Consider the following 24,163-nt stretch of genomic DNA (forward strand, 5'->3'; position numbering starts at 1 on the left):
GCTACAGGTCAGGTGCTGGCAGGGCGGCGTTCGCGCACCCAGGCGTCAAACTGCTCGGCGCTCATCGGGCGGCCGAACAGGTAGCCCTGCATCTTTTCGCAGCCAAGCGCCAGCAAGGCATCTTTTTGTTCTTCGGTTTCAACACCTTCAGCCACCATGCCGAGATTGCGGCCTTGGGCGAGCATCACCACGGTCGCTGCAAGCGAATGATCGGCAGCCGAATTGCACACCTTGTCGACAAAGGCGCGATCGATTTTCAATTGATCGGCAGGCAGCAAGGCAATCTGGCTCAACGACGAAAAGCCGGTACCGAAGTCATCAATGGCGAAACTGACACCGAACCGTCGCAGCTCTGCGATCTGCTCCATGACGTGAGCGTGATCCTCCAACGCGATCGACTCGGTGATTTCAAGCGTCACCGCAACAGCAGGCACGTCACACAGATCGATCAGGCGTTTGACCTGGGCCGCAAAATCGTCGGCGCGGAATTGCACCGACGACACGTTGATGCTCATGACCATGTCGCTGAGGCCTTGCGCACGCCAGCGGGCCAGGCGGTCAAGTGCCGTCTCGATGACCCACAGGCCCAGTTCGTTGATCAAGCCTGTACGCTCGGCCAGGGGAATGAAGCGCTGCGGCGACACAGACTCGCCGAAATCATTGCGCCAGCGCAGCAGCGCCTCGGCGCCGACCAACTTGCCGCTGCGAGCGTTGACGAGAGGCTGGTAAGCCAAGCTCAACCCACGCTTGAAATCGATCGCCGCGCGCAGGCTGTGCAGCATCGAAACGCGGCTTTGCACGTCTTCCGACATGGTGCGCGTGAAGTAGCTCCAAGCGCCACCTCCGGACTGGCGCGCCTGGCTGAGCGCGAGATTAGCGCTGCGCATCAGCTCCACGGCACTGCCGCGGCTATCGGCCACGCGCACGATGCCCATGCGCACCTGCACCTGCAAGGCATGGCCGTGTACGAAGAAAGGCGACTCGAAGGCGCGGCGCATCGCAACCGGGTCAATCGCGTTTTCAGGGCCGAATAGTGCAAACACGTCGCCCGAAATGCGCGCGCAGATCACCTCCGGCCCCACAGCGGCACGCAGACGGCGAGACACGCCGATGAGCAAGGTGTCGCCACAGCGATGGCCGAGCGCATCGTTGATATCCGAGAAACGCACGATGTCGGCCAATGCCAGGCAGCGGCCACTGCCCGCGTGCGCAAACAGATCCTGGTCAACATCCGACAGGAAACGCGTGCGATTGGGCAGGTGCGTCAGCGGGTCGAAGAAAGCAAAGAAATCCAGTCGCTCGAAGAGATCGACGTTCTCGAAGCCCACGGTCAGGTTGGCCGCGAGGATTTCCAGCAGGCGCCGCGATACCGCAGAAATGTCCGTGCCGCCAACATCGAAGACGGCTACGGCGTCACGCGTGCCGCCTCCCATCCAGATGAAGACGCGCCCGCCTTCGAAAAGCATCGACCGCGCTGCGACGCAACGCTGGATCGCGCGCTGGAGATCGATATCTGCGACCTTGTCCACCGGCATGCCAAGCAGGCTTGCATAGTCGCCCACCGAATGCAGGACGGACATGCCCGTCACCGTGCGGTCGGGCGACGCTGGCAAGTCCACGCAGACCAGCCCGTTCGGCACGCACTCCAGCAAACCGCCCATGTGCACCAGCAGCTGGGTGGCGAACTCCGTGGCGGAGCGAATGCGGAACATGGTATTCGCCGCACGCGAAACCTCTCCCAGACCGTGACTCGTGCGTTCGATGTGCTCAAGCTGGGCATAAGCGCGCACGGCTGAGGTAAGCGTCGTGATCAGGCGCGTCTGCGTAAGTTCGGATTTGGTGCGGTAGTCATTGATGTCGTAGCGCTCGATGACTTCGAGCTCGGGCGCATAACCGGGCTGGCCGGTGCGCAAGACAATGCGCAAGGTTCTGAGACCCAGGCGGTTGCGGATGGTATCGACGAGGACCAGGCCCGCATCGGTTGTTTCCATCACCACATCCAGCATGGCAACGGCGATATCGTCCTGGCTGACCAGTATGGCTTCTGCTTCAGCGGCGCTATGAGCATGCAGCAATTGCAAGGCTGCACCGTCGATCTTCACGCCGCGTAGCGCGAATGCAGTTGCGCGATGCACCTCCTCGTCATCGTCCGCCAGCAGCACGCGCCATACGGGTGCGCCATTTTCGGCAACAGGCAGAGCATCGGCGTCGATTTCGGCGGCAAACATGATCGTGTCATTGCCTGCCTCGTCCGGCTCTTCAGTGGCTGACGCGAATGCTTGCCTTCGCATCGTGTCCCGCACCATATCTCTATTGCCTCCCCGATCTGGTTGCATATTCACGCAATATCGCCACGTCTTGTTGAGTCTGGAGCCAAGCGACAACTCTTCATCGGTATTGCTTACCGATGCCATGTCGCCCTTCTGTAATTCCGGCCCTGCCTTGCCTGAACAAGCCCGCCCTTCAAGCATCAACGGCAGCAAGTGGGCAAGACTGAAATTTCGGGAGTCGTTTTCCGGTATATCAGATCAGACAGGACTCAGGCCTCCGGGGAAGCCCTAGGTTCCCTGCCGGTCCGCCGGATTTGATGTGTCGCAAAACCGTGCAAGGCGCAGGTCCAGCTCGGTTACGCCACCGACGTCGTGCGTACTCAAGGTGATCGAGACCCGGTTGTAAACATTCGACCATTCCGGGTGGTGGTCCAGACGTTCAGCCATCATGGCTACCCGCGTCATGAAGCCAAAGGCGGCATTGAAGTCAGCGAATCTGAAATCCCGCGTCAGCACATTTCTGTCTGCCTGCGTATCCAGTCGCCACAAGGGCAAATCCTTCAAAGCCAGATTGATCTGCGCGATGTCGAGGCGTTCAGGTCTCATTTTCGGCTCCTCTGTAACGTATTGAATCATCGGGATATAAGGCGTCCCACCTGACGCATCACGTGTCTGGCGAGCCTGCGTAAATCGTATGCGGGATCACACGGCAAGCGATCGAGGGAACGGGTCGCACGAGCTACGCCCAGCCGCTTCATGTCGTAATGGCTCAAGACATTCGTCACGCCACAAGGGCTAATCCGGTCTTGACGCAGGATAACGGCAAAGTGCAAACTTTAGATCTGTGTTACCGGTACCAATATGCAGACGCCAAAATTTGTTACCGGTATCAATTAATTGGTGCTAGCGCACCTCCAGGGCAAATCGCTTCTTCCGGTCTCCGGTGGGAGTGATCTGCAGAAGTGTCTCTTGGTCTGTTTGCGCCCCGCCTTCGCGCGGGGCTTTTTTTGGCCGCGAGACAGGCTTCATTCATTTAATGACTTTGGTGATTTTATCGTTTTTACACGCCCGCTCTCACGGTCTTGTACAAAACCGGAAGGCCACTTCCGAAGAGCACGCAGACCAAGCTGCCTGCGCTTGCGCAACCGAACTGTTGGGTGTCGCCAGCAGGACGATCTCCGTGTGTCGTTTTGCGATTGCTGTTCCAGTAGAAACGCCACTACCCAGGCGATGGCTTCTCGCAGCTGCAGCAAGAAAATACGCACGAGAATGTGTCGGATTGCACTTGACTGCTACGCGTTTCATCCAGAAACTAACGAACACGTTACCGGTAACAAACGGCAACAAGCCAAATTTGTGACCGGTAACGTAAATTACACAAATAATCCGTAGGAGACAAAAATGTATAGCAAGTTGCTTTTGGGCCTGTGCCTTACCGCTGTGATTTCGTCCGTCTCGGCCACCACCACCATTTCCGGCACCAAGGACTATGGCGGCGCGACCGTCGGGACCGCCTGTGATGGCCAAAGCGAAAGCCAGCAGCCGGTCTTCGTGCTGACTGACGGCGCCACGCTGAAGAACGTCCACCTCAAGGCAGGCGCTGCTGCAGACGGCGTGCACTGCCTGGGATCGTGCACGCTTTCGAGCGTCGTGTGGGATGACGTCTGCGAAGACGCCGCAACCATGAAAGGCGGTTCCGGCAAGACGATGACGGTCAGTGGCGGCACGGCCTACAGCGCCTCCGACAAGGTGTTCCAGCACAACGGCATTGGCTCGACGATAAAGATCTCTGGTTTCTACGCCAAGACCATCGGCAAGCTGTATCGCTCGTGCGGCAACTGCTCCTCGCAAGGTGCGCGGTACGTCACCGTCTCCAACACCAAGCTCGAAGCGGTATCGGCAGCGGTTGTCGGCATCAACAAGAACTACGGCGATACAGCCACGATCACCGGCCTGCAGATCAAGGGCTATACGTCTGGTAGTCCGAAAGTGTGTGTGGAATACACCGGCAACAACACGGGCGCAGAGCCAACCTCACTGGGCGAAAAGTGGAACGACGGCTATTGCAAGGTCACCACGAGCAATGTGACGTCCTACTGATCAACCGCGCTTCACCCGTGGATCGTTGCAACCTCGCCTCCGGGCGAGGTTTTCGTTTCCGGTAATCGCGCTGGCCCGGAATGGCCCGGCTGGCTCGCCCCATCTCCACATGGTCGCCGGGAAAAATATTTGATGGGCATGACCCTCCGAATTGCCGTGCCGCACAACGTCACCCCGAGCGCGCCTGACGGCGACCACAGCCAGACAACGCAGGCCACACAGCCTCGAACGCTTCGACAAGACGCAGAACGCATGTTGTTTCACCGTGCAATTGCAGCATTGGCCGACCGCGAAATCTCCTTGACTATGCAAAATTTTGTTACCAGACTTTGCGAACGTTACCGGTAACAAGTTGATTTGTTATCGGTCTCGTAAAGAAGTTGATGCATTAACTCAACCAAGAAGGAGACAAAAGAATGTATAGCAAACTGTTGCTCGGCCTGTGTCTTACCGCAGTTGTTTCATCTGTTTCCGCAACAACCACCATCTCGGGCACGAAGGACTACGGCGGTGCCACCGTCGGCACATCCTGCGACGGCTCCAGCGAAAGCCAGTCGCCAGTCTTCGTCCTGACCGACGGTGCAACGATCAAGAACGTGGTGATCAAGGCCGGTGGCGGCGCTGATGGCATTCACTGCCTCGGCTCCTGCACCCTGTCCAGCGTCAAGTGGAACGACGTCTGCGAAGACGCCGCCACCATGAAGGGCGGGTCCGGCAAGACCATGAATGTCTCGGGCGGCACGGCGCTGTATGCCAGCGACAAGGTCTTCCAGCACAACGGCATCGGCTCGACGGTCAACATCAGCGGCTTCTACGCCAACACGATCGGCAAGCTGTATCGCTCGTGCGGTAACTGCGCCAGCAATGGCGGTCCGCGCAAGGTGAACATCAGCAACACGACGGTGGCCAACGTCAGCGCTTCGGTTGTTGGCGTGAATGGCAACTTCGGCGACGTTGCCACCATCACGACGCTGAAGGTGCAAGGGTGGAAGAAGGGCAGCCCGGCGATCTGCGTGAACTACAAGGGCGTACAGAGCGGCTCCGAGTCCTCGAAGATTGGTGAAGAGTGGAGCTCTACCGCCTGCAAGGTTTCGACCAGCAACATCACCGCGTATTGATTGCAGGACCTTGCCGCGCGCTTCTGTAAAGCGCGGCATTTTCTTCGCAGCGAGCCCCGCCAGACCGGCGGGGCTTTTGTTCGAACAGGCCTCGCAGTCCGCAAATCAACCGCACAAGAACCGCACAAGAAGCGCTCATGAACAAACGCAGTACGTCCCCTGCCCGGTCACGCCCGCATGCACAGGCTGCGGACCCTCTCGCCGGTTTCGTCAGCCGTGCGCTAAGCCTGCACCGGCAAGGCGAATTGGGCGAAGCAGAGAAGCTTTACACCTACGTGCTCACACACAATGCCCGCCACTTCGATGCCCTGCACATGCTGGGTGTCACCCATATGCAGAGCGCTCGCGAAAGCTCGGGTATCGACTTGATCGGCCAAGCACTGGCGATTCAACCCTCACGTGCCGACGCCTGGATCAACCTTGGTAACGGCCAGACCCGCATCGGCCAGCACGAAGACGCTTTGCACAGTTTCGGCGAAGCCATCCGCCTGCAACCAAACAACGCCCACGCGCACTACAACTGCGGTCTCGCACTCGCCAGCCTGCAACGCCATGTTGCGGCGGCAGACAGCCACACCCGCGCGCTCGCGCTCGATCCACGCCACGCCGATGCATTCAACGGCCTCGGCAACGCGCTGCGCGCGGCTGGCCGATTCAACGAAGCACTGTCGGCCCTCGACAAGGCCATCGCCATACGCCCTGACTTTGCAGAGGCCTTCAACAATCGGGGATTGGTCTTCGCTGCTCAAGAACAGTTCGACGCGGCACTTCACAGCTACGACCAGGCACTCGCCCTACGCAACATCTACCCGGAAGCACACAACAACCGCGGCAACGCACTGCGCGCTGCAGGCCGCGTTGCTGAATCGCTTACCGCTTTCGATACAGCCATCACCCTCCGCCCAAGCTATGCCGAAGCATTCAACAATCGCGGCAATGCCTTGCACGCGGCGGGCGACTTGAAGGAAGCGCTCGCCGCTTTCGACGCAGCGCTCGCCATTCGCCCGCGTTACGCAGAAGCGCTCAATAATCGCGGGCTCGCACTGAACGCCTTGCGACGATACGACGCAGCCTTGCACAGCTACGAGCAGGCCCTCGACATCCGCCCCGAATACGCCGAAGCCCTGAGCAATCTCGGCCTCACACTCTCCACACTGGATCAGCCAGCTGCGGCCGCACGGTGCTTTGAACGCGCGCTTGTCCTGAACCCGGAGTTCTTCGCTGCGCGCATCAATCTCGGCAAGACCCTGGTCGACCTGAATCGACTCGATGAAGCGATCAAGACAACGTCTCATGTGCTTGCAGCCCAACCCGACAACGCGGCTGCCCTCAACAACATGGGCCACGCACTGTCAGCACAGAACAAGCCGGAACAAGCGCTGCGCTTCTACGAACAGGCGCTCGCCCTGCGCCCCGGCGACGCGGAAAGTCTCAATAACCGGGGCAGCGCACTGGCCAGCCTGCAACGCTACGACCAGGCCATGCAGAGCTTCGAACAAGCCCTCACACAAGCGCCTGCGCACGCCCGCACCTTCAGCAATCGCGGCCTCGCATTTGCCGAACAGAACCAGCACCGCGAGGCCCTCGACAACTATGCCAATGCGTTGAGTCTGGATCCTGGCTATGCCAGCGCCCACTGGAACAAGGCGCTATCGCTGCTTTCACTGGGGCACTTCAACGAGGGCCTGGCCGAGTACGAGTGGCGCTGGCGCCTGCCCAGCTTCGGCGCTGCGCGCAGCTTCGCCTGCCCGCGCTGGCATGGCACGGAAGACATTGCCGGCAAGCGCATCCTGTTGTGGGCAGAACAAGGCCTGGGCGACACGGTGCAGTTCTGCCGCTACGTCACGTTGCTCGCCGCACGCGGTGCAGAAGTGGTCCTCGAAGTACAGGCACCGTTGGTGGCGCTGCTGCAATCCCTGAGCGGCGTATCCGCCGTCATCACGCAAGGCGAACCGCTGCCCGGCGCCGATTTCGAATGCTCGCTGCTGAGCCTGCCCTTCGTACTGGGCACGCGCCTGGAAACGATTCCTGCTTCGCGCGCCTATCTCTCCGCACCGCCGGACAAGCTGCCCTATTGGCAAAAATGCATCGGCCAGCAACGCGGCCTGAAAATCGGCATCGCCTGCTCTGGCAATGCGCAGCAGGCCAATGATCGCAATCGCTCCATGCCGCTCGAGCTGTTCGCCCCGCTCCTGACCGAAGGGCGCAGCGTCTTCCTGATGCAAACGGAATGTCGCGAGCGCGACCTGCCGTTTCTCGAAGCCCATCCCCAGATCCACGACCTGCGCAGCGAGCTGCACGATTTCTCGGACACGGCGGCAGCCATCAGCCAGCTCGATCTGCTGGTCAGCGTCTGCACCTCGGTCGCTCACGTAGGTGGCGCAATCGGCGCGCCAATGGCCGTCATGCTGCCCTACTCGCCAGACTGGCGCTGGCTGCTCGAGCGCGACAACAGCCCGTGGTACCCAAGTGCCCAGCTGTATCGCCAGCGCACGATCGGCAACTGGGCCGATCCGATCCGGCAGCTCACCGAGGCACTGTCACAAGGCCTGCAGATACGCTGACCGCTAGAATTGCGGCATGAGCAAACGCACACCGCCTCGCCCAGCCACGCAGGGCAAACACCGCCCGGCAAAGGCCGACCCCCATGCGGGCTTTCTTGCCCAGGCGATGGCTGCCCACCAGCAAGGCAAGCTTGCTGACGCCGAGCGCGGCTACACCTTCATCCTCGACAAGGATCCGCAGCACTTCGATGCGCTGCACTATCTGGGCATCGTAAAGATGCAGCTGGGTCAGACAGAGCATGGCATTGCCCTCGTTGAGCAAGCCTTGCGGATCCGCCCGGACGCAGCCGACGCCCTGTCCAATCTTTCGAACGGCCTGATGCGCGCACGGCGTTACGACGAAGCGCTGGCCTGCCTGGATCGCTCGCTCACCTTGTCGCCAGCACAACCGGAAGCCCTGACCAATCGCGGCGTCGCGCTAGGCAATCTAGGGCGCCACGAAGAAGCGGCCGCCTCACATGCGCGCGCCCTGCAGATTCGCCCGGCCTTTCTTGAGGCCCTCAACAACCACGGCAATGCCTTGCGCGCACTGGGCAGGTTCGACGAGGCGCTGGCAGCCTATGACAAAGCCCTCGCGCTGCGCGCGGCCTATCCCGAGGCACTCAATAATCGCGGCCTCGCCCTGAGTGAACTGCGCCGCTTCGACGAAGCCCTCGCCTCGCACGACAAGGCCCTTGGCCTGCGCGCCAACTATCCGGAAGCCCTCAACAATCGTGGCAATGCGCTCAAGGAGCTGCGCCGCTTCGATGAGGCAATCGCCAGCTACGATCAGGCGCTTAGCCTGAAGCCCGACTACGGGGAAGCGTTATACAACCGCGGCAACACCTTCAGTGCACAGAACCGTCACGCCGAAGCCGTCGTGGCCTACGACGCAGCGCTGGCGATCCAATCTGCATATCCTGACGCGCACTGGAACAAAGGCATCTCGCAGCTGCTGCAGGGGCAACTGATCGCGGGTTGGCAACAATATGAGTGGCGCTGGCAGCTCAAAGGCGCGGATGCGCCACGCGACTTCAACTGCCCGCGCTGGGATGGCCACAGCGATATCCGCGGCCAGCGCTTGCTGCTATGGGCCGAGCAAGGCCTGGGCGATACGCTCCAGTTCTGCCGCTACGCCACACTGCTGGCACAGCGCGGCGTAGAAGTCATCCTCGAGGTACAGCCGCCACTGGCACGCCTGCTGGGTTCGCTGGAAGGTGCGACACGCATCGTCGCGCGAGGCGATGAGCTGCCGACGACGGACCTTCACTTTCCGCTTCTGAGCATGCCCATGGCATTCAATACAATCGTGCCAGGCATACCTGCCAGCGTGCCCTACCTGACTGCAAGCGGCGAGGAGCAGGACGAATGGCAGCAACGCATCGCCACGCTGGCTGGCGACGGCACGCAGCGCAAGCAACGTATCGGCCTCGCCTGCTCGGGTAATCCAAAGCTCGCCAATGACCGCAATCGCTCGATCCCGCTGGAGAAATTCCTGCCGCTGCTGGAGGCCGATGCCAGCTTCTTTCTCATGCAGAAGGATTGCCGCCCGGCCGATGCAGCGTGGCTTGCCGGGCAACCGCGCATTCACGATCTGCGCGAGCACTTCAGCGACTTCTCCGATACCGCCGCAGCGCTGACGCAACTCGATCTGCTGGTTACGGTCGACACCTCTGTGGCGCATCTTGCCGGCGCACTCGGCACCCCCGTCGCCCTGCTCCTGCCCTTCGTACCGGACTGGCGCTGGTTGCTGCAGCGGAACGACAGCCCCTGGTATCCCGGCATGCGCCTGTATCGTCAGCCTGCCATCGGCGACTGGGACAGCGTGCTGGCAGAAGTCAGGAGAACCGCGCTCGCCAGATAGAAAAGCCGGCGGGGATCTCTCCCGGCCGGCCTTTTCAGCAAAGCTGCCCCTGCTTATTTTGCGTGGATGGGCGCGCGCTGCAACACGGTAATGCGATCGCCATACAGCACCAGATTTCCCGACAGGGGATCTGCCGTGATCGACTTGATACGCGATCCGGTATTGGTCTTCAGTGGCGTCCAGCTCTTGCCGGAATCCACCGAGCGCAGCACCACGCCGCCACGACCGGCAAGCAGGATGGCATTGCTGCCCGGCTCGATGGAGAAAGCACGCACCAAGGCTTCGGTACCGATTGCCACCGGCGTCCAGCTCTTACCCTCGTCTTCCGAACGCAACACGGTGCCACCATCGCCTGCGATCAGCAGGGCCTTGCTCTTCGGATCGGCCATGATGGAGCCAAGCAGACGCGTGCTGCCGCTCTCGACACTTGCCCAGGTCTTGCCACCATCCGCCGAACGCAGGATGAGGCCCTTGGAACCCACGAGCTCGAAGAGATTGCGCGCCGAATCAAAGATGCCGCCGTACAGCGTGGCCGTCGTCCCTGTCGGCACCAGCGTCCAGGTCTTGCCGGCATCGTCCGAGCGCGCCAGCGCGCCATCAGCGCCATATACCCACATCGTGCCCGAATTGGCATCGACCTCGCCGCGGAAGAAAGCGGCATCTACGAGCACCGGCAAAGCCGTCTCGCGACTACCGCCATCTTCCACCAGCGCCATGGCACCACTGTCGCCATACAGCACGACGGCACCCGTTTTCGGATGGGTGATGAAGCCCTGATACACGGGGCCTTGCTTGCTGCCGAATTTCCACGACTTGCCGCCGTCGCCTGACAGCAACCACGAGCTCTGCCCGCCCGCAGCCACCATCGATTTGCTGACAGGCTCGTAACCAATCTTGAACAAGTAGGCGGGCTCGACCAACTGCTTCATCACCGACGACTCCCAGGTGATGCCACCATCACGCGAGCGCGCAGTCATGCGATTCGCACCCACAGCGATCAAATCACCCGAAGCGGGCTCGACGGCAACACCGTGCACGTATTCCGGCACACCCGCAGACACCGTCTTCCATGTCTTGCCCGCGTCGTTCGAAGTCGTCACCCAGCCGGTACCGCCCGCCGCCACCACGGCACCGCTCTTGGCGTCGAACACGACACCATTGAGCGTGCGTTGCTCGCCAGCACTGACGAGCTGCCAGGTCTTGCCAAGATCGTCGGAGTTCATCGTCAAACCACCGTCACCCACCGCCACCAGCTTCGTAGCGGACACCTGCGCCAGTTTCGCGAAGGACACGCCGTTCGGTGTGCTCAGCGTCGTCCAGGTCTTGCCGCCATCTTCCGAACGCGCCACCTTGCCGCCGGTTGCCAGCGTGATCAGCGTGCCGCTCGCAGGATCCTGCAGCATATGGATGATGTGCTCGGTGCCGGACTCGACGACACGCCAGGTCTTGCCGCCATCGCTCGAACGCGTGATCTTGCCATTGGCCACACCCGCGATCAGGTCACCACTGCGCTGTTCGACAATGAGGGTCGTAAAGGCTTCATCCGTCCCGCTGCTTGCCAGGCTCCAGCTGCGGCCTTCGTCGCTCGAGACGAGCGCCACGCCCTGCCCACCCAGTGCTACGACGGTACCGTGCCTGGCATCTCCCGCCAGCAGCCCAAGCCCCACTGGGGCTGGCAAGGGCACGCGCTGCCAATTTATACCGCCGTCTTCCGAACGCAGGATCAGGCCGTCCACGCCAGCCGCAATGACGAACTTGCCTTGCGGATCGGCATATGCCGCCTGCAAGTTGGAAGTCACGCCGACGTTCACCGCCGTCCAGTGCTTGCCCTCGTCTTCCGAATACACGAGCGCACCTTCGGTACCGACCGCAACCAGTCGTTTCGTACCCGGCACACTGATCAGCTGTTGCAACGAAGCGGTGGTCGCGGGCTCACCCTGGCTCCAGCTTGCGCCGCCATTGTCGCTGCGCCACACGGCACCGTCGGTACCGACGGCCATCACGACACCGTTTTCAAGACGGACAATGCTGTAGAGGGAGGGGTTGGTCACAACGGCGTGATACTCGCCCGGCTGATCGCCGAGCTCCGCCGCGGTACGGGACGCGCCCGGGCGGTTGCACCCGCTCAGGGCAAGGGTCATCAGCGCAACAGATAGCAGCGAAAAAAGCTTTCGCGAAAGCGGCACCGATCTCGTGGGCACTCGAATCATTGAAGTCTCCTGTCGGACCTGAAGGCCCGATTTCTTTTGGTTGAATCTGCCTGCCTGATCTGTCAGCCCGAGCCCTTATCTAGTGTTGTTCACCATGCTGTGACGCAATGGCGCGCTCAAGCGGCGTTGCAGTGTACTTGAGCCCCCGGCTTTGCCCAACATTGCGGCACAGCACATGGACTCGTGGGGGCTGTGCGTGCAGAATGCGCGCTCACCCATACTTCTGTGTGCCCGCAGCCAACCTCTTGCGATGCTTCACACCTTGACGTATCACCCTGCCCCGCGCACGCATCATGCCCATGCGCTCATCGCGCGCCGCGGCTTCAGCCTCATTGAATTGCTGATCACGCTGGCCATCCTGGCCGTACTCGCAAGCATCGCCGTGCCAATCGCCCAGGTCTCGGTGCAGCGCGCCAAGGAACAGGAGCTGCGCCTCGCGTTGCGCGAGATCCGCCTGGCTATCGACAAGTACAAGACCGCATCGGACCAGGGCGTGATCGCCTCCGAAGTCGGCTCACCCGGCTACCCCAAGACGCTTGATGACCTGGTGCTGGGCAAGGTAGACCAACGCACATCCGCTGGCCGCAAGATCTACTTCCTGCGCCGCATTCCACGTGACCCATTGGCCGATGACCCGACGATTCCAGACGTGGAAACCTGGGGCAAGCGCAGCTATGCCAGCGATGCCAGTGACCCGCGTGAAGGAGACGATGTTTACGACGTCTACTCCAGGTCCGAAGGCACTGGCCTCAACGGCATCCCCTACAAGCGCTGGTAAGGGCATCACATGCGCGTCAGGGCTCGCGGCTTCACCTATATCGGCCTGCTGGTCATCGTGGCCATCATCGCGGTTGTCGCGGCGGGCGCGGTGCAGGTGGGTGCGGTCACGCAACGGCGCTACGCCGAAGACGAGCTGCTCGCCGTCGGCCTCGAGTTCAAGGCAGCAGTCCGCAGTTACTTCGAGGCAACGCCGGTCGGCACACCTTCCGCGGCGCCCAACAGCCTCGACGATCTGTTGCGCGACCCACGCTACCCCAGCGTCAAACGCCACTTGCGCAAGATCTACAACGATCCGCTGACCGGCAAGCCTGACTGGGGACTCGTGCGCTCTGCCGAAGGCGGCATCCTCGGCGTCTATAGCAAGGCAGAAGGCAAACCGATCCGCCAGGACAACTTCCCCGATGAGTTCTTCCACTTCAGGGGCAAAAAAAACTACCGCGGCTGGGTGTTCGTGTATGGCGTCGTGTGTACCGACGAAGGCTGCGAATTGCCGAATCGGGAAAACCGCACCGACTAGGTTTGACCTGAGGCGTCAGCCTTGCCAACGCGCCAGCGCTGCGTCATCGCTATCGCGTGCATCCACCCAACGCGCGCCCTCCGCCGTTTCTTCTTTCTTCCAGAAGGGCGCCTGCGTTTTCAGATAGTCCATGATGAACTCGCAGGCAGCGAATGCCTCGTGGCGATGTCTGCCTGCCACACCGACAAACACAATGCGCTCGCCGGGCAAGAGTTTGCCGATGCGATGAATTATCCGCACGCCCCCCAGGGCCCATCGCTGACGAGCCCGCACGACGATGTCGGCCAACGCACGCTCTGTCATACCGGGGTAGTGCTCCAGCGTCATGGCGAGCACGGCGTCACGTTGCTCGCCACCGCCACGCACGACACCCACAAAACTCGCGACGGCCCCCGCAGTACCCGCGCCAGACAATGCCTCGACTTCAGCGCCGACGTCAAAGTCCGCATGCCGAATGCTGATGCTTTCCAGTTCCATGACGTGCGCGCTCCTGTAGCGGCCTACCCGCCCGTGACAGGCGGGAAGAAAGCAACCTCGTCGCCGTCGGTCACTGTCGCCGAATCAGCGACCAGTACCTGATTCACGGCGGCACGAATGCGTGGCGCGGACAAAGCTAGCCAAGCATCGCCGCGTACCAGCAAGTGTGTGCGCAATGCCGCAACACTCGCTACGCCTGCCGGCAATTCGAGCTGCTCGCCCTCGCTGCCAAGCGCCTCGCGCAAGCTCGCGAAATAAAGAATCCTGACGCCCATCCTGTGTGCTCCTAGAGGCTCGCGAAAGACAGGTATCTGACCAGATCGCCTTCAGCAATGAGCGTCTCCGGCGGATTCTCGACGAAGCCGTCAGCCCAGGTCGTCGACGTCAGCACACCACTACCCTGATTCGGAAACAGATCGAGGCCGCCCGCTGCATTACAGCGTACGCGCAGGAACTCGCGTACCGGCACGGATTTCTTCCAGGAAAAATCGGCACGCATCGACAATGCAACCGGCATCGTCACAGGACGACCTTGCAGACGACGCAGATAAGGCCTCACCAGCATCTGGAAAGTCGCAAAGCTCGAAACCGGATTGCCTGGCAAGCCAATGAAGGGCGTATCAGCGACCCTGCCGAAAGCCAGTGGCTTGCCCGGCCTGATCGCCACACGCCAGCTTTGAAGTGCGCCTTCCGCTTCGACTGCCGCTTTGACGTGATCTTCCTCTCCCACCGAAACCCCGCCGCAGGTCAGGATCAGGTCGGCATCCCGTGCAGCCTGTCGCAGCGCTTCACGTGTCGCCTGCAGATCGTCGCGTACGATGCCGAGGTCGACGATTTCGCAACCCATCTCCTCCAGCAACCCGCGCAGCACGAAACGATTGGAATTGTAGATCTGGCCTTCAGGCAGGGATTCACCTGGCATGCGCAATTCGTCGCCAGTAAAGAACACCGCGACGCGCAAGCGCGCAAACACGGTTACCTGCGCAACACCCAGCGACGCCAACAATCCCAGCTCTTGCGAGCGTAGCGCCGTACCTGCCTTCAGCACCTCGCACCCTGCGCGAATGTCTTCGCCCATGCGACGGATGTTGTCGCCCGCTTGTGGCGAAAGCGCGAAACGCACCGAGTCACCCTCGGCCACGCAACGCTCCTGCATGACGACCGCATCAGCCCCTAATGGAATCTGCGCGCCCGTGAAAATGCGTGCTGCAGTGCCTGGCAACAAGGCCTGGGGCACACTCCCCGCAGGCACTCGCTGACTGATAGGCAAGGCCACCTCAGCCACGACATCTGCTGCGCGGACTGCATAGCCATCCATTGCGGAATTGTCTGCAGGCGGAACATTCAGACCCGCCAGCACATCTTCAGCCAGCACACGTCCGGCTGCATACAGCAACTCCACACGCTCGGTGCGGCCTGACGGTTGCGCAGCGTCGACGAGGGTTGTACGGGCTTCTTCAAAACTCAGCATGTCATCTCACCTGACTCGTTGCGTTACGGTCATTACGCAATATCCAGAAAGCGCTTCACGAACCCAGCAATCGCCGGCACATCATTCAGATCGAGCAGTGGCAAGTGTGCAGGCACATCAATCGCCGCATCGCTCGCAACAGCCACTACGTTTGGAAAAACCGGATGGATCATGGCGTGCCCCGTGCTCGGCCGGTACACCTCCATTTTAGGAATCTCTACAGAGCGAAAGCCCTCGACCAACACCACATCGCACGCCGACATATGTCCAAGCAGATCCGCCAGCACCGGCTCAGCCTGATTGGACAACTCATGCATCAGCGCCCAACGCTGCGCGCCTGCCAGCATGACCTCTTGCGCGCCTGCCTTGCGAAAACGCCAGGAGTCCTTGCCTGGTTTGTCGATGTCAAAGCCGTGATGGGTATGTTTGACCAGAGACACGCGCAAGCCGTCAGCCGCCAGCAGGGGAATCAATTGTTCGATGAGGGTCGTCTTGCCTGCACCGGAGTAGCCGGCAAATCCGAAAACCTTGGTATGCATGGGTCGATGAATGAGGATTTATCGATATCGCCGGGCTTCGCATGTCGCGAGGACCGGTGCGGGCCACAAATGTAACGCATCCGGTAGCGTTCCCGGGCACGGTTGGGAGTACCAGGCTCACACAAGCAAGACAAATCCGGCGCGCGAAAAGCAGAAAGCCGCCCGAAGGCGGCTTTCTGCTTTATTGGCGGAGTGGACGGGGCTCGAACCCGCGACCCCCGGCGTGACAGGCCGGTATTCTAACCAACTGAACTACCACTCCATGCGTACCTGACTTTTCAGTCAGCCACGCTTTAAAACCTGGCGTCCCCACGGGGATTCGAACCCCGGTACTTACCGTGAAAGGGTAATGTCCTAGGCCTCTAGACGATGGGGACCTGCTTTACCTTTGTTGCAATCCGGCCAGCAGCAAACCCATGCTGGTCGAATAAAAAAGCCGCTGCACAGCGGCTTTCGTTTGTTGGCGGAGTGGACGGGGCTCGAACCCGCGACCCCCGGCGTGACAGGCCGGTATTCTAACCAACTGAACTACCACTCCATGCGTACCTGACTTTTCAGTCAGCCACGCTTTAAAACCTGGCGTCCCCACGGGGATTCGAACCCCGGTACTTACCGTGAAAGGGTAATGTCCTAGGCCTCTAGACGATGGGGACCTGCGTTACCTTTGCTACATTTCTTCGCCGCTTTTTTGGTGGAGGTAAGCGGGATCGAACCGCTGACCTCTTGCATGCCATGCAAGCGCTCTCCCAGCTGAGCTATACCCCCGACAGCGAAGAAGCAGTATTATAGAAATGACCTATGGCTGCGTCAACACCAATTTGCCATTTCGAGCATATTTCGCTGCACCGCACTGTGTTGTGTTGCATTTCATACACAGACATTTTGCTGACGGCGCGAGATGCCTGCCGACTCAGAGCACCTTGCCCGGATTCATGAGTCCATGCGGATCAAGCGCTTGCTTGATGGAGCGCATCAAAGTCATTTCCACGGACGACTTGTAACGCGTGATTTCCTCGCGTTTGAGCTGCCCCAATCCATGCTCGGCAGAAATCGATCCGCCGAGACCGACGACGATGTCGTGCACGAGGCGATTGACGACGGCCGTTTGTGCGACGAAATCGGCGTTCTCGGCCGCCGCAGGCTTGGAGAGGTTGTAGTGAAGATTGCCGTCACCGACATGGCCAAACGCCACAATGCGCAAATCGGGAAACGCCTCGCGCAGGGCGGCATCGGCACGCCTCAGGAAATCCGGAATGCGGCTCACCGGCACGGAGACGTCGTGCTTGATGCTGATGCCTTCCTTGCGCTGCGCTTCGGAGATGTTTTCGCGCAAAGCCCATAGCGCTGCTATCTGGGCGCCACTCGCTGCGATAACGGCATCACTCACGCGCCCCGCCTCCATCTGTGCCGACAGCACGGTCTGCAACATTTCCTGCAGGGCTGCATCGGCAGCGGGGTCGCTCAGCTCGATCAAGGCATAGCAGGCTGCTGGCGCCCGCAATGGATCACTGCAACCCGGGATATGCTGCAACACGAGCTCGAGCGCGGCATGTCCGACGATCTCGAAGGCCGTCAATCGCTCGCCACATGCTGCGCGCACCTCGCTCAACAAGGCGACCGCTGCCTCGGCGCTCTCCATTGCCGCCCATGCCACGGCACGCGCTCGCGGCTGCGGAAAAAGCTTGATTACGGCGGCGGTGATAATGCCCAGCGTTCCTTCAGCACCGACGAACAGATGCTTGAGGTCGTAGCCAGTATTGTCCTTGCGCAGACCACGCAAACCATCCCAGATCTGGCCATCAGCAAGCACCACCTCCAGCCCCAGCGTCAGCTCGCGCGTATTGCCATAGCGCAGCACATGCACGCCGCCAGCATTCGAGGAAAGATTGCCGCCAATCTGGCACGAGCCTTCGGAGGCAAGCGATAGCGGGAAGAGCCGATCGTGCGCGACCGCCGCAGCCTGCACCGTCGCCAGGGTGCAGCCCGCTTCAACCGTCAGTGTGTTGTTGACAGGATCAACCGCGCGCACGCGATTGAGGCGCGACAGATTGATGACGACCTCATTGCCTGTCGTGTGCGGCACACCGCCCCCGACCAGGCCGGTATTGCCACCCTGCGGCACCATGGCCACACCGCGCTCGGCACAGGCGCGCACGACTTGCACCACCTCTTCGGTACTGCCGGGGCGCACGACACACAGCGCGCGCCCCTTGTAGCGACCACGCCAATCCGCTTCGTAGGGCGCGCGATCCGCTTCGCCAGTCAGAACATGACTGTCACCAACGATCGCGCGAAGTGCGGTCAGCAGCTCGGTCATGGGCTCAGCAAAGCTCAGGCGGAGCCGTCCTCGTCCGCATAGATGGGCTCGGCGTACAAGTCATGCACATCGCAGTCCGTGACACGCACGCGATAGAAACCGCCGGGCTCCATGTCGTGGCCATCGGGAATCACGACGAGGCCGTCGATATCTGGTGCGTCACCTTCAGAGCGGGCAATAGCGCCGTCCTCATTCACCTCATCGACCAGCACGACGATCTCCTTGCCGATCTTGGCTTCGAGGCGTTGTGCGCTAATGTCTTCCTGGAGCTCCATCAGCCGCTCCTTGCGTTCCTGGCGAAGCTCTTCCGGCACCGGATCAGGCAGATTGTTTGCCGTCGCACCCTCGACGGGTGAATACGGGAAGCAGCCGACACGATCGAGCTGCGCTTCTTCGAGGAAGCCGAGCAGTTCTTCGAACTCCTCGTCGGTCTCGCCGGGGAAGCCCGTGATGAAGGTGCTGCGTATCGTGAGGTCCGGACAGATTTCGCGCCAACGGCGGATGCGCTCGAGGTTGTTCTCCGCACTCGCAGGACGCTTCATGAGCTTCAGGATGCGCGGGCTGGCGTGCTGGAACGGCACATCGAGGTAAGGCAGGATCTTGCCTTCGGCCATCAGCGGGATGATGTCGTCGACGCTGGGATACGGATAAACGTAATGCAGGCGCACCCAGACGTCCAGCTCGGACAGCGCGTTGCACAGATCGTAGAGCTTGGTCTTGAGCGGCTTGCCATTGACGAAGCCAGTGCGGTACTTCACATCGACACCGTAGGCGCTGGTGTCTTGCGAGATGACCAGAATCTCCTTCACGCCCGCTTTGACCAGGGCCTCGGCTTCGCGCACCACGTCGTGAATCGGGCGCGACACCAGATCACCACGCATCGACGGAATGATGCAGAAGGTGCAGCGATGATTGCAGCCTTCGGAGATCTTCAGATAGGCGTAGTGGCCGGGCGTCAGGCGCACGCCTTGTGGCGGCACGAGATCGGTAAAGGGGTCGTGCGGCTTGGGCAGGTACTGATGCACGGCCTCCATGACCTCTTCCGTCGCGTGCGGCCCGGTCACGGCAAGCACCTTCGGATGCGTCGTCTCGACGATGCCGCTGCCATCGCCATTCTTCTTGGCCCCCAGGCAACCGGTCACGATGACCTTGCCATTCTCTTTGAGCGCCTCACCGATCGCATCCAGCGACTCTTCCACCGCAGCGTCGATGAAGCCGCAAGTGTTCACCACCACGAGGTCTGCGCCTTCGTAGTTGTTGGATATGTCATAGCCCTCGGCGCGCAGGCGCGTCAGGATGTTCTCGGAATCCACCGTTGCCTTGGGACAACCGAGCGAGACGAACCCGACCTTGGGAATCGCGCCAGCGGCCGATCGGGGGAGAATGATTGAGCTCAAAGCGAAAAACCTTCCAGAAAGACAGCGGGCGCAGCTACAAGGCTGCGCCCGGCTTGGCGTGCGTGAATTGCGCGTAAGTTGTTATTTTAGCAGGGGTTACGCATGCGGTCTGCAACATTTGCCGCACAAAAGAAAAGCGGCGCCGAAGCGCCGCCCTTGCACCAGGCCGCACAGGCCTACTTCTTGTCTTCAGGCGTCTTGCCGGGGAACGGGAAGCCGGTGAAGAGATTGCGCGTCTGCGATTCGATCTGCTCCTGCATCTGCGAGAACATGCGGCGGCTCTGATCCACATACGCCGTCATCATGCTGTTGAGTGCAGGCCCCTGGAAATTGAGGAACTGCGCCCACAGGTCCTTGCTCATCGGACTGTTTTCGCCGTACAGCGACTTGGTCTGATCCTGCAACTTGGCCTGCATGTCGGTGAAGGCCGTGATGTTGTTCTCGAGGTAACGCCCCATGAAACCCTGCATGGCGTTGCCATAGAAGCGAATCATCTGGGACAGCAGATCACTGGTGAACATCGGCGAGCCGCCGTTCTCTTCTTCCAGGATGATCTGCAGCAAAATTGTGCGGGTGAGATCGTCGCCGGTCTTCGCATCGATGACCTGGAACTCTTCCTGTCCCAGAACCAGATCGCGCACATCCGCAAGCGTGATGTAGCAACTGGATGCGGTGTCGTAGAGCCGACGATTCGGGTATTTCTTGATGAGTCGTGAGTGATGCTCCGCCATGTCGTCCTCCGGAGGCCTGCCGTTTATGACGTTTGTTGCGAGACACGCGCTGAAATCAGACTACCACGCGCCTGCACCGTCTTCTATGGATTTGCTGCATTCATGACAACCTGAAAACCAGCATGCTGCAAAGGAAACCCCTTACTACTTAGGAACTAGTTCTCGCTTTGCAGCATACACCACGGCGGCGGGCTTTTTGTGCGCCGCCGTAGCGCCTTTTGCTGCGGGGTTAACCCCTATGAGCCGCCTATCAGCCCATGTGCAAACCGCCGTTGATGTTGATCGTCGCGCCGGTGATGTAACCCGCCTTGTCGGAGGCGAGATAGGCACACAGATCACCTATTTCTTCCGGCTTGCCAAGACGGCCGGCAGGAACGGTGGCGATGATGGCGTCGCGCACTTCTTCCTTGATCGCCATGACCATGTCGGTACCGATGTAGCCCGGCGCAATCGCATTCACGGTGACGCCCTTCTTGGCAACTTCCTGCGCCAGGGCCTTGGTCAAGCCGAGAATGCCGGCCTTGGCAGCCGAGTAGTTGGCCTGGCCAAACTGGCCCTTCACACCGTTCACCGAAGAGATATTGATGACGCGACCATAACCGCGCTCGGCCATGGCCGGCAGGATGTAGTGCGTCACGTTGAAAACGCTGTCGAGATTGGTCGAGAGCACAGCATCCCAGGCAGACTTTTCCATCTTGCGGAACATGCCATCACGCGTGATGCCGGCGTTGTTCACCAGCACATCGATCTGGCCGATTTCGGCTTCGATCTTCTTGACCATGACGCCGCACTGCTCGTAGTTGGTGACGTCGGCTTCACCGGCATACACGTCGAAGCCCTCGGCCTTCATCTTGGCCAGCCATTCGTCCTTGGGAGGAAAATCCGGCAGGCAATTGGCCACGACCTTGTAGCCCTCTTTGGCGAGCGCCTTGCAGATCGCAGTGCCCAGACCGCCCATGCCACCTGTTACCAATGCGACATTCTTCGACATGATTCACCTCTCTCTTCAGATCAAAATCCGGACCGACGCCGACGGGGGAAGCCGGGTCGACCATCCATGCCCCTCCGCACGCGAAGGGGCGGTACATCAATACATGTGCTGGCCGCCGTTGATCGAGATGTTGGCGCCCGTCAGGAAGGCCGCCTCGTCTGATGCGAGATAGGCCACGAGACCAGCAATTTCTTCCGGCTTGCCGAGGCGACTCATCGGGATCTGCGGCAGGATCTTCGACTCAAGGATTTCCTGCGGAATCGCCGTCACCATCTTCGTGCCGATATAGCCCGGCGAAATCGTGTTGATCGTCACGCCATGCTTGGCCACTTCCAGCGCCAGCGCCTTGGTAAAGCCGTGCATGCCGGCCTTGGCGGCCGAGTAATTGGTCTGGCCGAAAGCGCCCTTCTGCCCGTTCACCGAAGCAACATTGATGACCCGCCCCCAGCGGCGTTCGACCATGCCGTCCATGACCTGCTTGGTCATGTTGAAAACGCTGTCGAGATTGGTGTGGATCACCGCATCCCAATCGTCCTTGCTCATTTTCTTGAAGGTCTTGTCACGCGTAATGCCCGCGTTGTTCACCAGAACATCGACGTGACCGAGCTCGGCCGTCACCTGTTCGACGCAGCTCTTCGCCGAATCGAAATCCGTGACGTCGCACTTGTAGCCCTTGAATGCGTATCCGAGGTGATGCATTTTCGTCAGCCACTCATCTGCCGTCGTGTTGCCCGGCGAATGTGTTGTTGCCACCTTGTAGCCCAGTGCAGCGAGCTTCACGCAGACCGCTTCACCAAGACCGCCCATACCGCCGGTTACCAGCGCAATTCGAACCATTTTTCAGTCTCCGTTCTAGTTTTGGGGTCATTGACCCTGCCCGACACGCAACAGCAAAAAGCGCAGCCGGGCGAGCTGCGCTTTCCTGAAGTTTACAGTTTCTCTTTGACGTAGCTGCCCGGTGCAGCTTCCATCTGTTTGTACTGGCGATTGCCGAGACGCGAGCGCGCAGAGATCTCCTTGCCGCTGCGCTGCTTGAGCCAGTCGATCCAGTTCGGCCACCAGCTGCCTGCAGTCTCGGTTGCCGAATCCAGCCACTCGCCAGAGGTCGCTACCGACTTGTCGTTGGTCCAGTAGCTGCGCTTCTTCTTTGCTGCCGGATTGACGACACCGGCGATGTGGCCGCTGGCGCCCAGCACGAAGGTCGTGTCGCTGCTCAGCAGACGACGGCCGAGGTAGGAGGTTTGCCACGGCACGATGTGATCTTCGCGCGCCGCCATGAAGTATGCCGGGCAGGTAATGCGGCCGAGGTCGACTTTTTCGCCGAGCATTTCGAGCTTGCCCGGAATACGCAGATTGTTTTCCAGGTACATATTGCGCAGGTACCAGGCTGCAAACGGGCCCGGCAGATTGGTGCTGTCGGAATTCCAGTAGAGCAGATCGAACACTGGCGGCTTGTTGCCGCGCAGGTAGTTGTCGACCACGTAATTCCAGATGAGGTCGTTCGGACGCAGGCTGGAGAAGATGTTCGACAGCTCGCGACCATTCATGAGACCGCTCTTGCCGACCGTGACTTCCTTCGTCGCAACGGCTTGCTCATCGATGTAGCAAGCGATTTCGCCGGTCTCGGAGAAATCCAGCAGCGCCGTCAGGAAGGTCACGCTCTCGACCGGATCTTCGCCACGCGCATAGGCCACGGCCAGCGCGCTGGCAACCAGCGTGCCGCCGATACAAAAGCCCAGCACATTCGGCTTGGCAACCTTGCCGATATCGCGCACGACTTCCAGCGCCTTGAGCACGCCGTCGCCGACATAGTCGTCCCAGCCCAGCGTCGATTGCTCGGCCTTCGGATTGCGCCACGACACGAGGAACACCGTCAGACCTTGCTCCACGGCGTAACGCACGAAGGAGTTCTCAGGTTGCAGGTCGAGGATGTAGTACTTGTTGATACAGGGCGGCACGATCAGCAGCGGTGTCTCGCTGACCTTTTCGCTCAGAGGCGAATACTGGATCAGCTGCATCACGTCGTTTTCGTAGATCACCGATCCTGCAGTCGTCGCCAGATTGACGCCCACTTCGAAAGCGGTGTCATCCGTCATGGAGATGCGCCCCTTCTCCATGTCGGCAATCATGTTCATCACACCAGCGGTGATGCTCTCGCCCTTGGTGGCAAGCGCACGCTGTACGAACTCGGGATTGGTTGCTGCGAAGTTGGCAGGCGACAGCGCCTCGACGTATTGCTTGGTGAAGAACTGAACGCGGCTCTTAGCGTGCTTGTCAGGAATCGGCAGCGCGTCGGCCATCGCCGTCAGGTACTGCGAGTTCAACACATAGGCCTGGCGGATGTAATCGTAGAAAGGACTGGCGGACCACTCCGGTGCCGTGAAGCGGCGATCCTTGGCAACGCCAGACACGACCGGTTCGGCCGGCGTTTCGTCGGCCTTGCGCGCTGCGATGCTGCTCCACAGGCGTGCATGTTGTTCGAGGTGATCGCGTTGCAGCTGGGTCAGCTTCTCGGTATCGAAGCCGGGCAGCGAAGGAATGGGGAAACCGGGGAAGCCTGGAATGGCGGCGGGTGCTGCGGCAGGGACGGCGGCCTGTGCATTTGCCTGTGCGGTCGCCATCTGCTGGAGGAAGTTCTGCATGAAAGCCTGACCGTTGCGGATCATGCCTTCAAGTGCTTCACGGGACATCTGGGGTGTCTTGTCGTTCATGGGGGAACCCGTTTGAAGTATTGTCGTATTGAAACCATCCGCGAGCTGCCGAGCCCAAGAGTGGTCAGCCTGACCACTATGCATGCGCCCTTGCGTTGATTTTTGCACTGCACCATAAAACCGTCAA

At 60.6% G+C, this 24,163-nt stretch carries 19 protein-coding genes and 5 tRNA genes; 6 read left to right on the forward strand and 18 right to left on the reverse strand.

Going from position 1 to position 24,163, the window contains the following annotated elements:
* Nucleotides 1-8: 8 nt before the first annotated feature.
* Complete coding sequence (locus VVD49_RS15010) at nucleotides 9-2,291, reverse strand: putative bifunctional diguanylate cyclase/phosphodiesterase (protein ID WP_327600022.1); 2,283 nt, start codon at nucleotides 2,289-2,291, stop codon at nucleotides 9-11.
* A 267-nt stretch (nucleotides 2,292-2,558) separates the two neighbouring features.
* Nucleotides 2,559-2,876 (reverse strand): 4a-hydroxytetrahydrobiopterin dehydratase, encoded by a 318-nt coding sequence (locus VVD49_RS15015; RefSeq protein ID WP_327600023.1) that lies wholly within the window; start codon nucleotides 2,874-2,876, stop codon nucleotides 2,559-2,561.
* 795 nt (nucleotides 2,877-3,671) lie between these two features.
* Between VVD49_RS15015 and VVD49_RS15020 the strand changes: the two genes are divergently transcribed.
* The 4 genes from VVD49_RS15020 (at nucleotide 3,672) to VVD49_RS15035 (ending at nucleotide 9,895) form a co-directional block, all read left to right on the forward strand.
* Nucleotides 3,672-4,370, forward strand: coding sequence for a pectate lyase (locus VVD49_RS15020; protein ID WP_327600024.1), 699 nt, complete (start codon nucleotides 3,672-3,674; stop codon nucleotides 4,368-4,370).
* A 416-nt stretch (nucleotides 4,371-4,786) separates the two neighbouring features.
* Nucleotides 4,787-5,488, forward strand: a complete 702-nt coding sequence (locus VVD49_RS15025; RefSeq protein ID WP_327600025.1) for a pectate lyase — start codon at nucleotides 4,787-4,789, stop codon at nucleotides 5,486-5,488.
* Between the two features lie 137 nt (nucleotides 5,489-5,625).
* On the forward strand, nucleotides 5,626-8,052 hold the full coding sequence (locus VVD49_RS15030) for a tetratricopeptide repeat protein (protein ID WP_327600026.1): 2,427 nt from the start codon (nucleotides 5,626-5,628) through the stop codon (nucleotides 8,050-8,052).
* A gap of 16 nt (nucleotides 8,053-8,068) precedes the next feature.
* Entirely contained in the window at nucleotides 8,069-9,895 is a 1,827-nt protein-coding gene (locus tag VVD49_RS15035) for a tetratricopeptide repeat protein (RefSeq protein ID WP_327600027.1), read from the forward strand.
* Between the two features lie 53 nt (nucleotides 9,896-9,948).
* On the opposite strand, the gene VVD49_RS15040 is transcribed toward VVD49_RS15035, so the two are convergent.
* Entirely contained in the window at nucleotides 9,949-12,105 is a 2,157-nt protein-coding gene (locus VVD49_RS15040; RefSeq protein WP_327600028.1) for a YCF48-related protein, read from the reverse strand.
* A gap of 250 nt (nucleotides 12,106-12,355) precedes the next feature.
* Between VVD49_RS15040 and VVD49_RS15045 the strand changes: the two genes are divergently transcribed.
* Together VVD49_RS15045 and VVD49_RS15050 are read left to right on the forward strand one after the other, a co-directional pair.
* Nucleotides 12,356-12,883 carry a type II secretion system protein gene (locus VVD49_RS15045; RefSeq protein ID WP_327600029.1) on the forward strand — a complete coding sequence of 176 codons (528 nt, stop codon included), beginning with the start codon at nucleotides 12,356-12,358 and terminating at the stop codon, nucleotides 12,881-12,883.
* Between the two features lie 9 nt (nucleotides 12,884-12,892).
* Complete coding sequence (locus tag VVD49_RS15050) at nucleotides 12,893-13,402, forward strand: type II secretion system protein (protein WP_327600030.1); 510 nt, start codon at nucleotides 12,893-12,895, stop codon at nucleotides 13,400-13,402.
* A gap of 15 nt (nucleotides 13,403-13,417) precedes the next feature.
* On the opposite strand, the gene moaE is transcribed toward VVD49_RS15050, so the two are convergent.
* The 15 genes from moaE to VVD49_RS15125 form a co-directional block, all read right to left on the reverse strand.
* On the reverse strand, nucleotides 13,418-13,879 hold the full coding sequence (moaE, locus tag VVD49_RS15055; RefSeq protein ID WP_327600031.1) for a molybdopterin synthase catalytic subunit MoaE: 462 nt from the start codon (nucleotides 13,877-13,879) through the stop codon (nucleotides 13,418-13,420).
* A 23-nt stretch (nucleotides 13,880-13,902) separates the two neighbouring features.
* Nucleotides 13,903-14,154, reverse strand: coding sequence for a molybdopterin converting factor subunit 1 (gene moaD, locus VVD49_RS15060; protein WP_327600032.1), 252 nt, complete (start codon nucleotides 14,152-14,154; stop codon nucleotides 13,903-13,905).
* A gap of 11 nt (nucleotides 14,155-14,165) precedes the next feature.
* Nucleotides 14,166-15,350, reverse strand: coding sequence for a molybdopterin molybdotransferase MoeA (locus tag VVD49_RS15065; protein ID WP_327600033.1), 1,185 nt, complete (start codon nucleotides 15,348-15,350; stop codon nucleotides 14,166-14,168).
* A 32-nt stretch (nucleotides 15,351-15,382) separates the two neighbouring features.
* Nucleotides 15,383-15,889 (reverse strand): molybdopterin-guanine dinucleotide biosynthesis protein B, encoded by a 507-nt coding sequence (gene mobB / locus VVD49_RS15070; RefSeq protein ID WP_327600034.1) that lies wholly within the window; start codon nucleotides 15,887-15,889, stop codon nucleotides 15,383-15,385.
* Nucleotides 15,890-16,074: 185 nt separating this feature from the next.
* Nucleotides 16,075-16,151: transfer RNA gene (locus VVD49_RS15075), tRNA-Asp, on the reverse strand.
* Nucleotides 16,152-16,190: 39 nt separating this feature from the next.
* Nucleotides 16,191-16,266, reverse strand: a tRNA-Glu gene (locus tag VVD49_RS15080).
* An 84-nt stretch (nucleotides 16,267-16,350) separates the two neighbouring features.
* Nucleotides 16,351-16,427 (reverse strand) — tRNA-Asp (locus VVD49_RS15085).
* A 39-nt stretch (nucleotides 16,428-16,466) separates the two neighbouring features.
* A tRNA-Glu gene (locus VVD49_RS15090) sits at nucleotides 16,467-16,542 on the reverse strand.
* Nucleotides 16,543-16,578: 36 nt separating this feature from the next.
* Nucleotides 16,579-16,654: transfer RNA gene (locus VVD49_RS15095), tRNA-Ala, on the reverse strand.
* Between the two features lie 145 nt (nucleotides 16,655-16,799).
* On the reverse strand, nucleotides 16,800-18,206 hold the full coding sequence (locus VVD49_RS15100) for an FAD-binding oxidoreductase (protein ID WP_327600035.1): 1,407 nt from the start codon (nucleotides 18,204-18,206) through the stop codon (nucleotides 16,800-16,802).
* Nucleotides 18,207-18,220: 14 nt separating this feature from the next.
* Nucleotides 18,221-19,603: a 30S ribosomal protein S12 methylthiotransferase RimO gene (gene rimO, locus VVD49_RS15105; protein ID WP_327600036.1), complete on the reverse strand. Its 1,383-nt coding sequence runs from the start codon at nucleotides 19,601-19,603 to the stop codon at nucleotides 18,221-18,223.
* Between the two features lie 176 nt (nucleotides 19,604-19,779).
* Nucleotides 19,780-20,334, reverse strand: a complete 555-nt coding sequence (gene phaR / locus VVD49_RS15110; RefSeq protein ID WP_327600037.1) for a polyhydroxyalkanoate synthesis repressor PhaR — start codon at nucleotides 20,332-20,334, stop codon at nucleotides 19,780-19,782.
* A gap of 250 nt (nucleotides 20,335-20,584) precedes the next feature.
* Nucleotides 20,585-21,325 (reverse strand): beta-ketoacyl-ACP reductase, encoded by a 741-nt coding sequence (phbB, locus tag VVD49_RS15115; RefSeq protein WP_327600038.1) that lies wholly within the window; start codon nucleotides 21,323-21,325, stop codon nucleotides 20,585-20,587.
* A 96-nt stretch (nucleotides 21,326-21,421) separates the two neighbouring features.
* Nucleotides 21,422-22,162, reverse strand: a complete 741-nt coding sequence (gene phbB, locus VVD49_RS15120; protein ID WP_327600039.1) for an acetoacetyl-CoA reductase — start codon at nucleotides 22,160-22,162, stop codon at nucleotides 21,422-21,424.
* Between the two features lie 92 nt (nucleotides 22,163-22,254).
* The gene (locus VVD49_RS15125; RefSeq protein WP_327600040.1) at nucleotides 22,255-24,036 is read right to left on the reverse strand and encodes a PHA/PHB synthase family protein; all 1,782 of its coding nucleotides are present in this window, start codon (nucleotides 24,034-24,036) and stop codon (nucleotides 22,255-22,257) included.
* Between the last annotated feature and the right edge of the window lie 127 nt (nucleotides 24,037-24,163).

The organism is Uliginosibacterium silvisoli (assembly GCF_036017035.1).
Taxonomy (GTDB): Bacteria; Pseudomonadota; Gammaproteobacteria; order Burkholderiales; family Rhodocyclaceae; genus Viridibacterium; species Viridibacterium silvisoli.

What these genes read in the sequence shown, in the direction of transcription:
- VVD49_RS15045 (WP_327600029.1), top strand. Translation starts at nt 12,356, where the DNA reads ATGCTTCACACCTTGACGTATCACCCTGCCCCGCGCACGCATCATGCC.
- VVD49_RS15015 (WP_327600023.1), bottom strand. Translation starts at nt 2,876, where the DNA reads ATGAGACCTGAACGCCTCGACATCGCGCAGATCAATCTGGCTTTGAAG.
- phaR (WP_327600037.1), bottom strand. Translation starts at nt 20,334, where the DNA reads ATGGCGGAGCATCACTCACGACTCATCAAGAAATACCCGAATCGTCGG.
- mobB (WP_327600034.1), bottom strand. Translation starts at nt 15,889, where the DNA reads ATGCATACCAAGGTTTTCGGATTTGCCGGCTACTCCGGTGCAGGCAAG.
- phbB (WP_327600038.1), bottom strand. Translation starts at nt 21,325, where the DNA reads ATGTCGAAGAATGTCGCATTGGTAACAGGTGGCATGGGCGGTCTGGGC.
- VVD49_RS15025 (WP_327600025.1), top strand. Translation starts at nt 4,787, where the DNA reads ATGTATAGCAAACTGTTGCTCGGCCTGTGTCTTACCGCAGTTGTTTCA.
- VVD49_RS15010 (WP_327600022.1), bottom strand. Translation starts at nt 2,291, where the DNA reads ATGCGAAGGCAAGCATTCGCGTCAGCCACTGAAGAGCCGGACGAGGCA.
- moaE (WP_327600031.1), bottom strand. Translation starts at nt 13,879, where the DNA reads ATGGAACTGGAAAGCATCAGCATTCGGCATGCGGACTTTGACGTCGGC.
- VVD49_RS15035 (WP_327600027.1), top strand. Translation starts at nt 8,069, where the DNA reads ATGAGCAAACGCACACCGCCTCGCCCAGCCACGCAGGGCAAACACCGC.
- phbB (WP_327600039.1), bottom strand. Translation starts at nt 22,162, where the DNA reads ATGGTTCGAATTGCGCTGGTAACCGGCGGTATGGGCGGTCTTGGTGAA.
- VVD49_RS15050 (WP_327600030.1), top strand. Translation starts at nt 12,893, where the DNA reads ATGCGCGTCAGGGCTCGCGGCTTCACCTATATCGGCCTGCTGGTCATC.
- VVD49_RS15030 (WP_327600026.1), top strand. Translation starts at nt 5,626, where the DNA reads ATGAACAAACGCAGTACGTCCCCTGCCCGGTCACGCCCGCATGCACAG.
- VVD49_RS15065 (WP_327600033.1), bottom strand. Translation starts at nt 15,350, where the DNA reads ATGCTGAGTTTTGAAGAAGCCCGTACAACCCTCGTCGACGCTGCGCAA.
- VVD49_RS15020 (WP_327600024.1), top strand. Translation starts at nt 3,672, where the DNA reads ATGTATAGCAAGTTGCTTTTGGGCCTGTGCCTTACCGCTGTGATTTCG.
- VVD49_RS15125 (WP_327600040.1), bottom strand. Translation starts at nt 24,036, where the DNA reads ATGAACGACAAGACACCCCAGATGTCCCGTGAAGCACTTGAAGGCATG.
- VVD49_RS15040 (WP_327600028.1), bottom strand. Translation starts at nt 12,105, where the DNA reads ATGATTCGAGTGCCCACGAGATCGGTGCCGCTTTCGCGAAAGCTTTTT.
- moaD (WP_327600032.1), bottom strand. Translation starts at nt 14,154, where the DNA reads ATGGGCGTCAGGATTCTTTATTTCGCGAGCTTGCGCGAGGCGCTTGGC.
- VVD49_RS15100 (WP_327600035.1), bottom strand. Translation starts at nt 18,206, where the DNA reads ATGACCGAGCTGCTGACCGCACTTCGCGCGATCGTTGGTGACAGTCAT.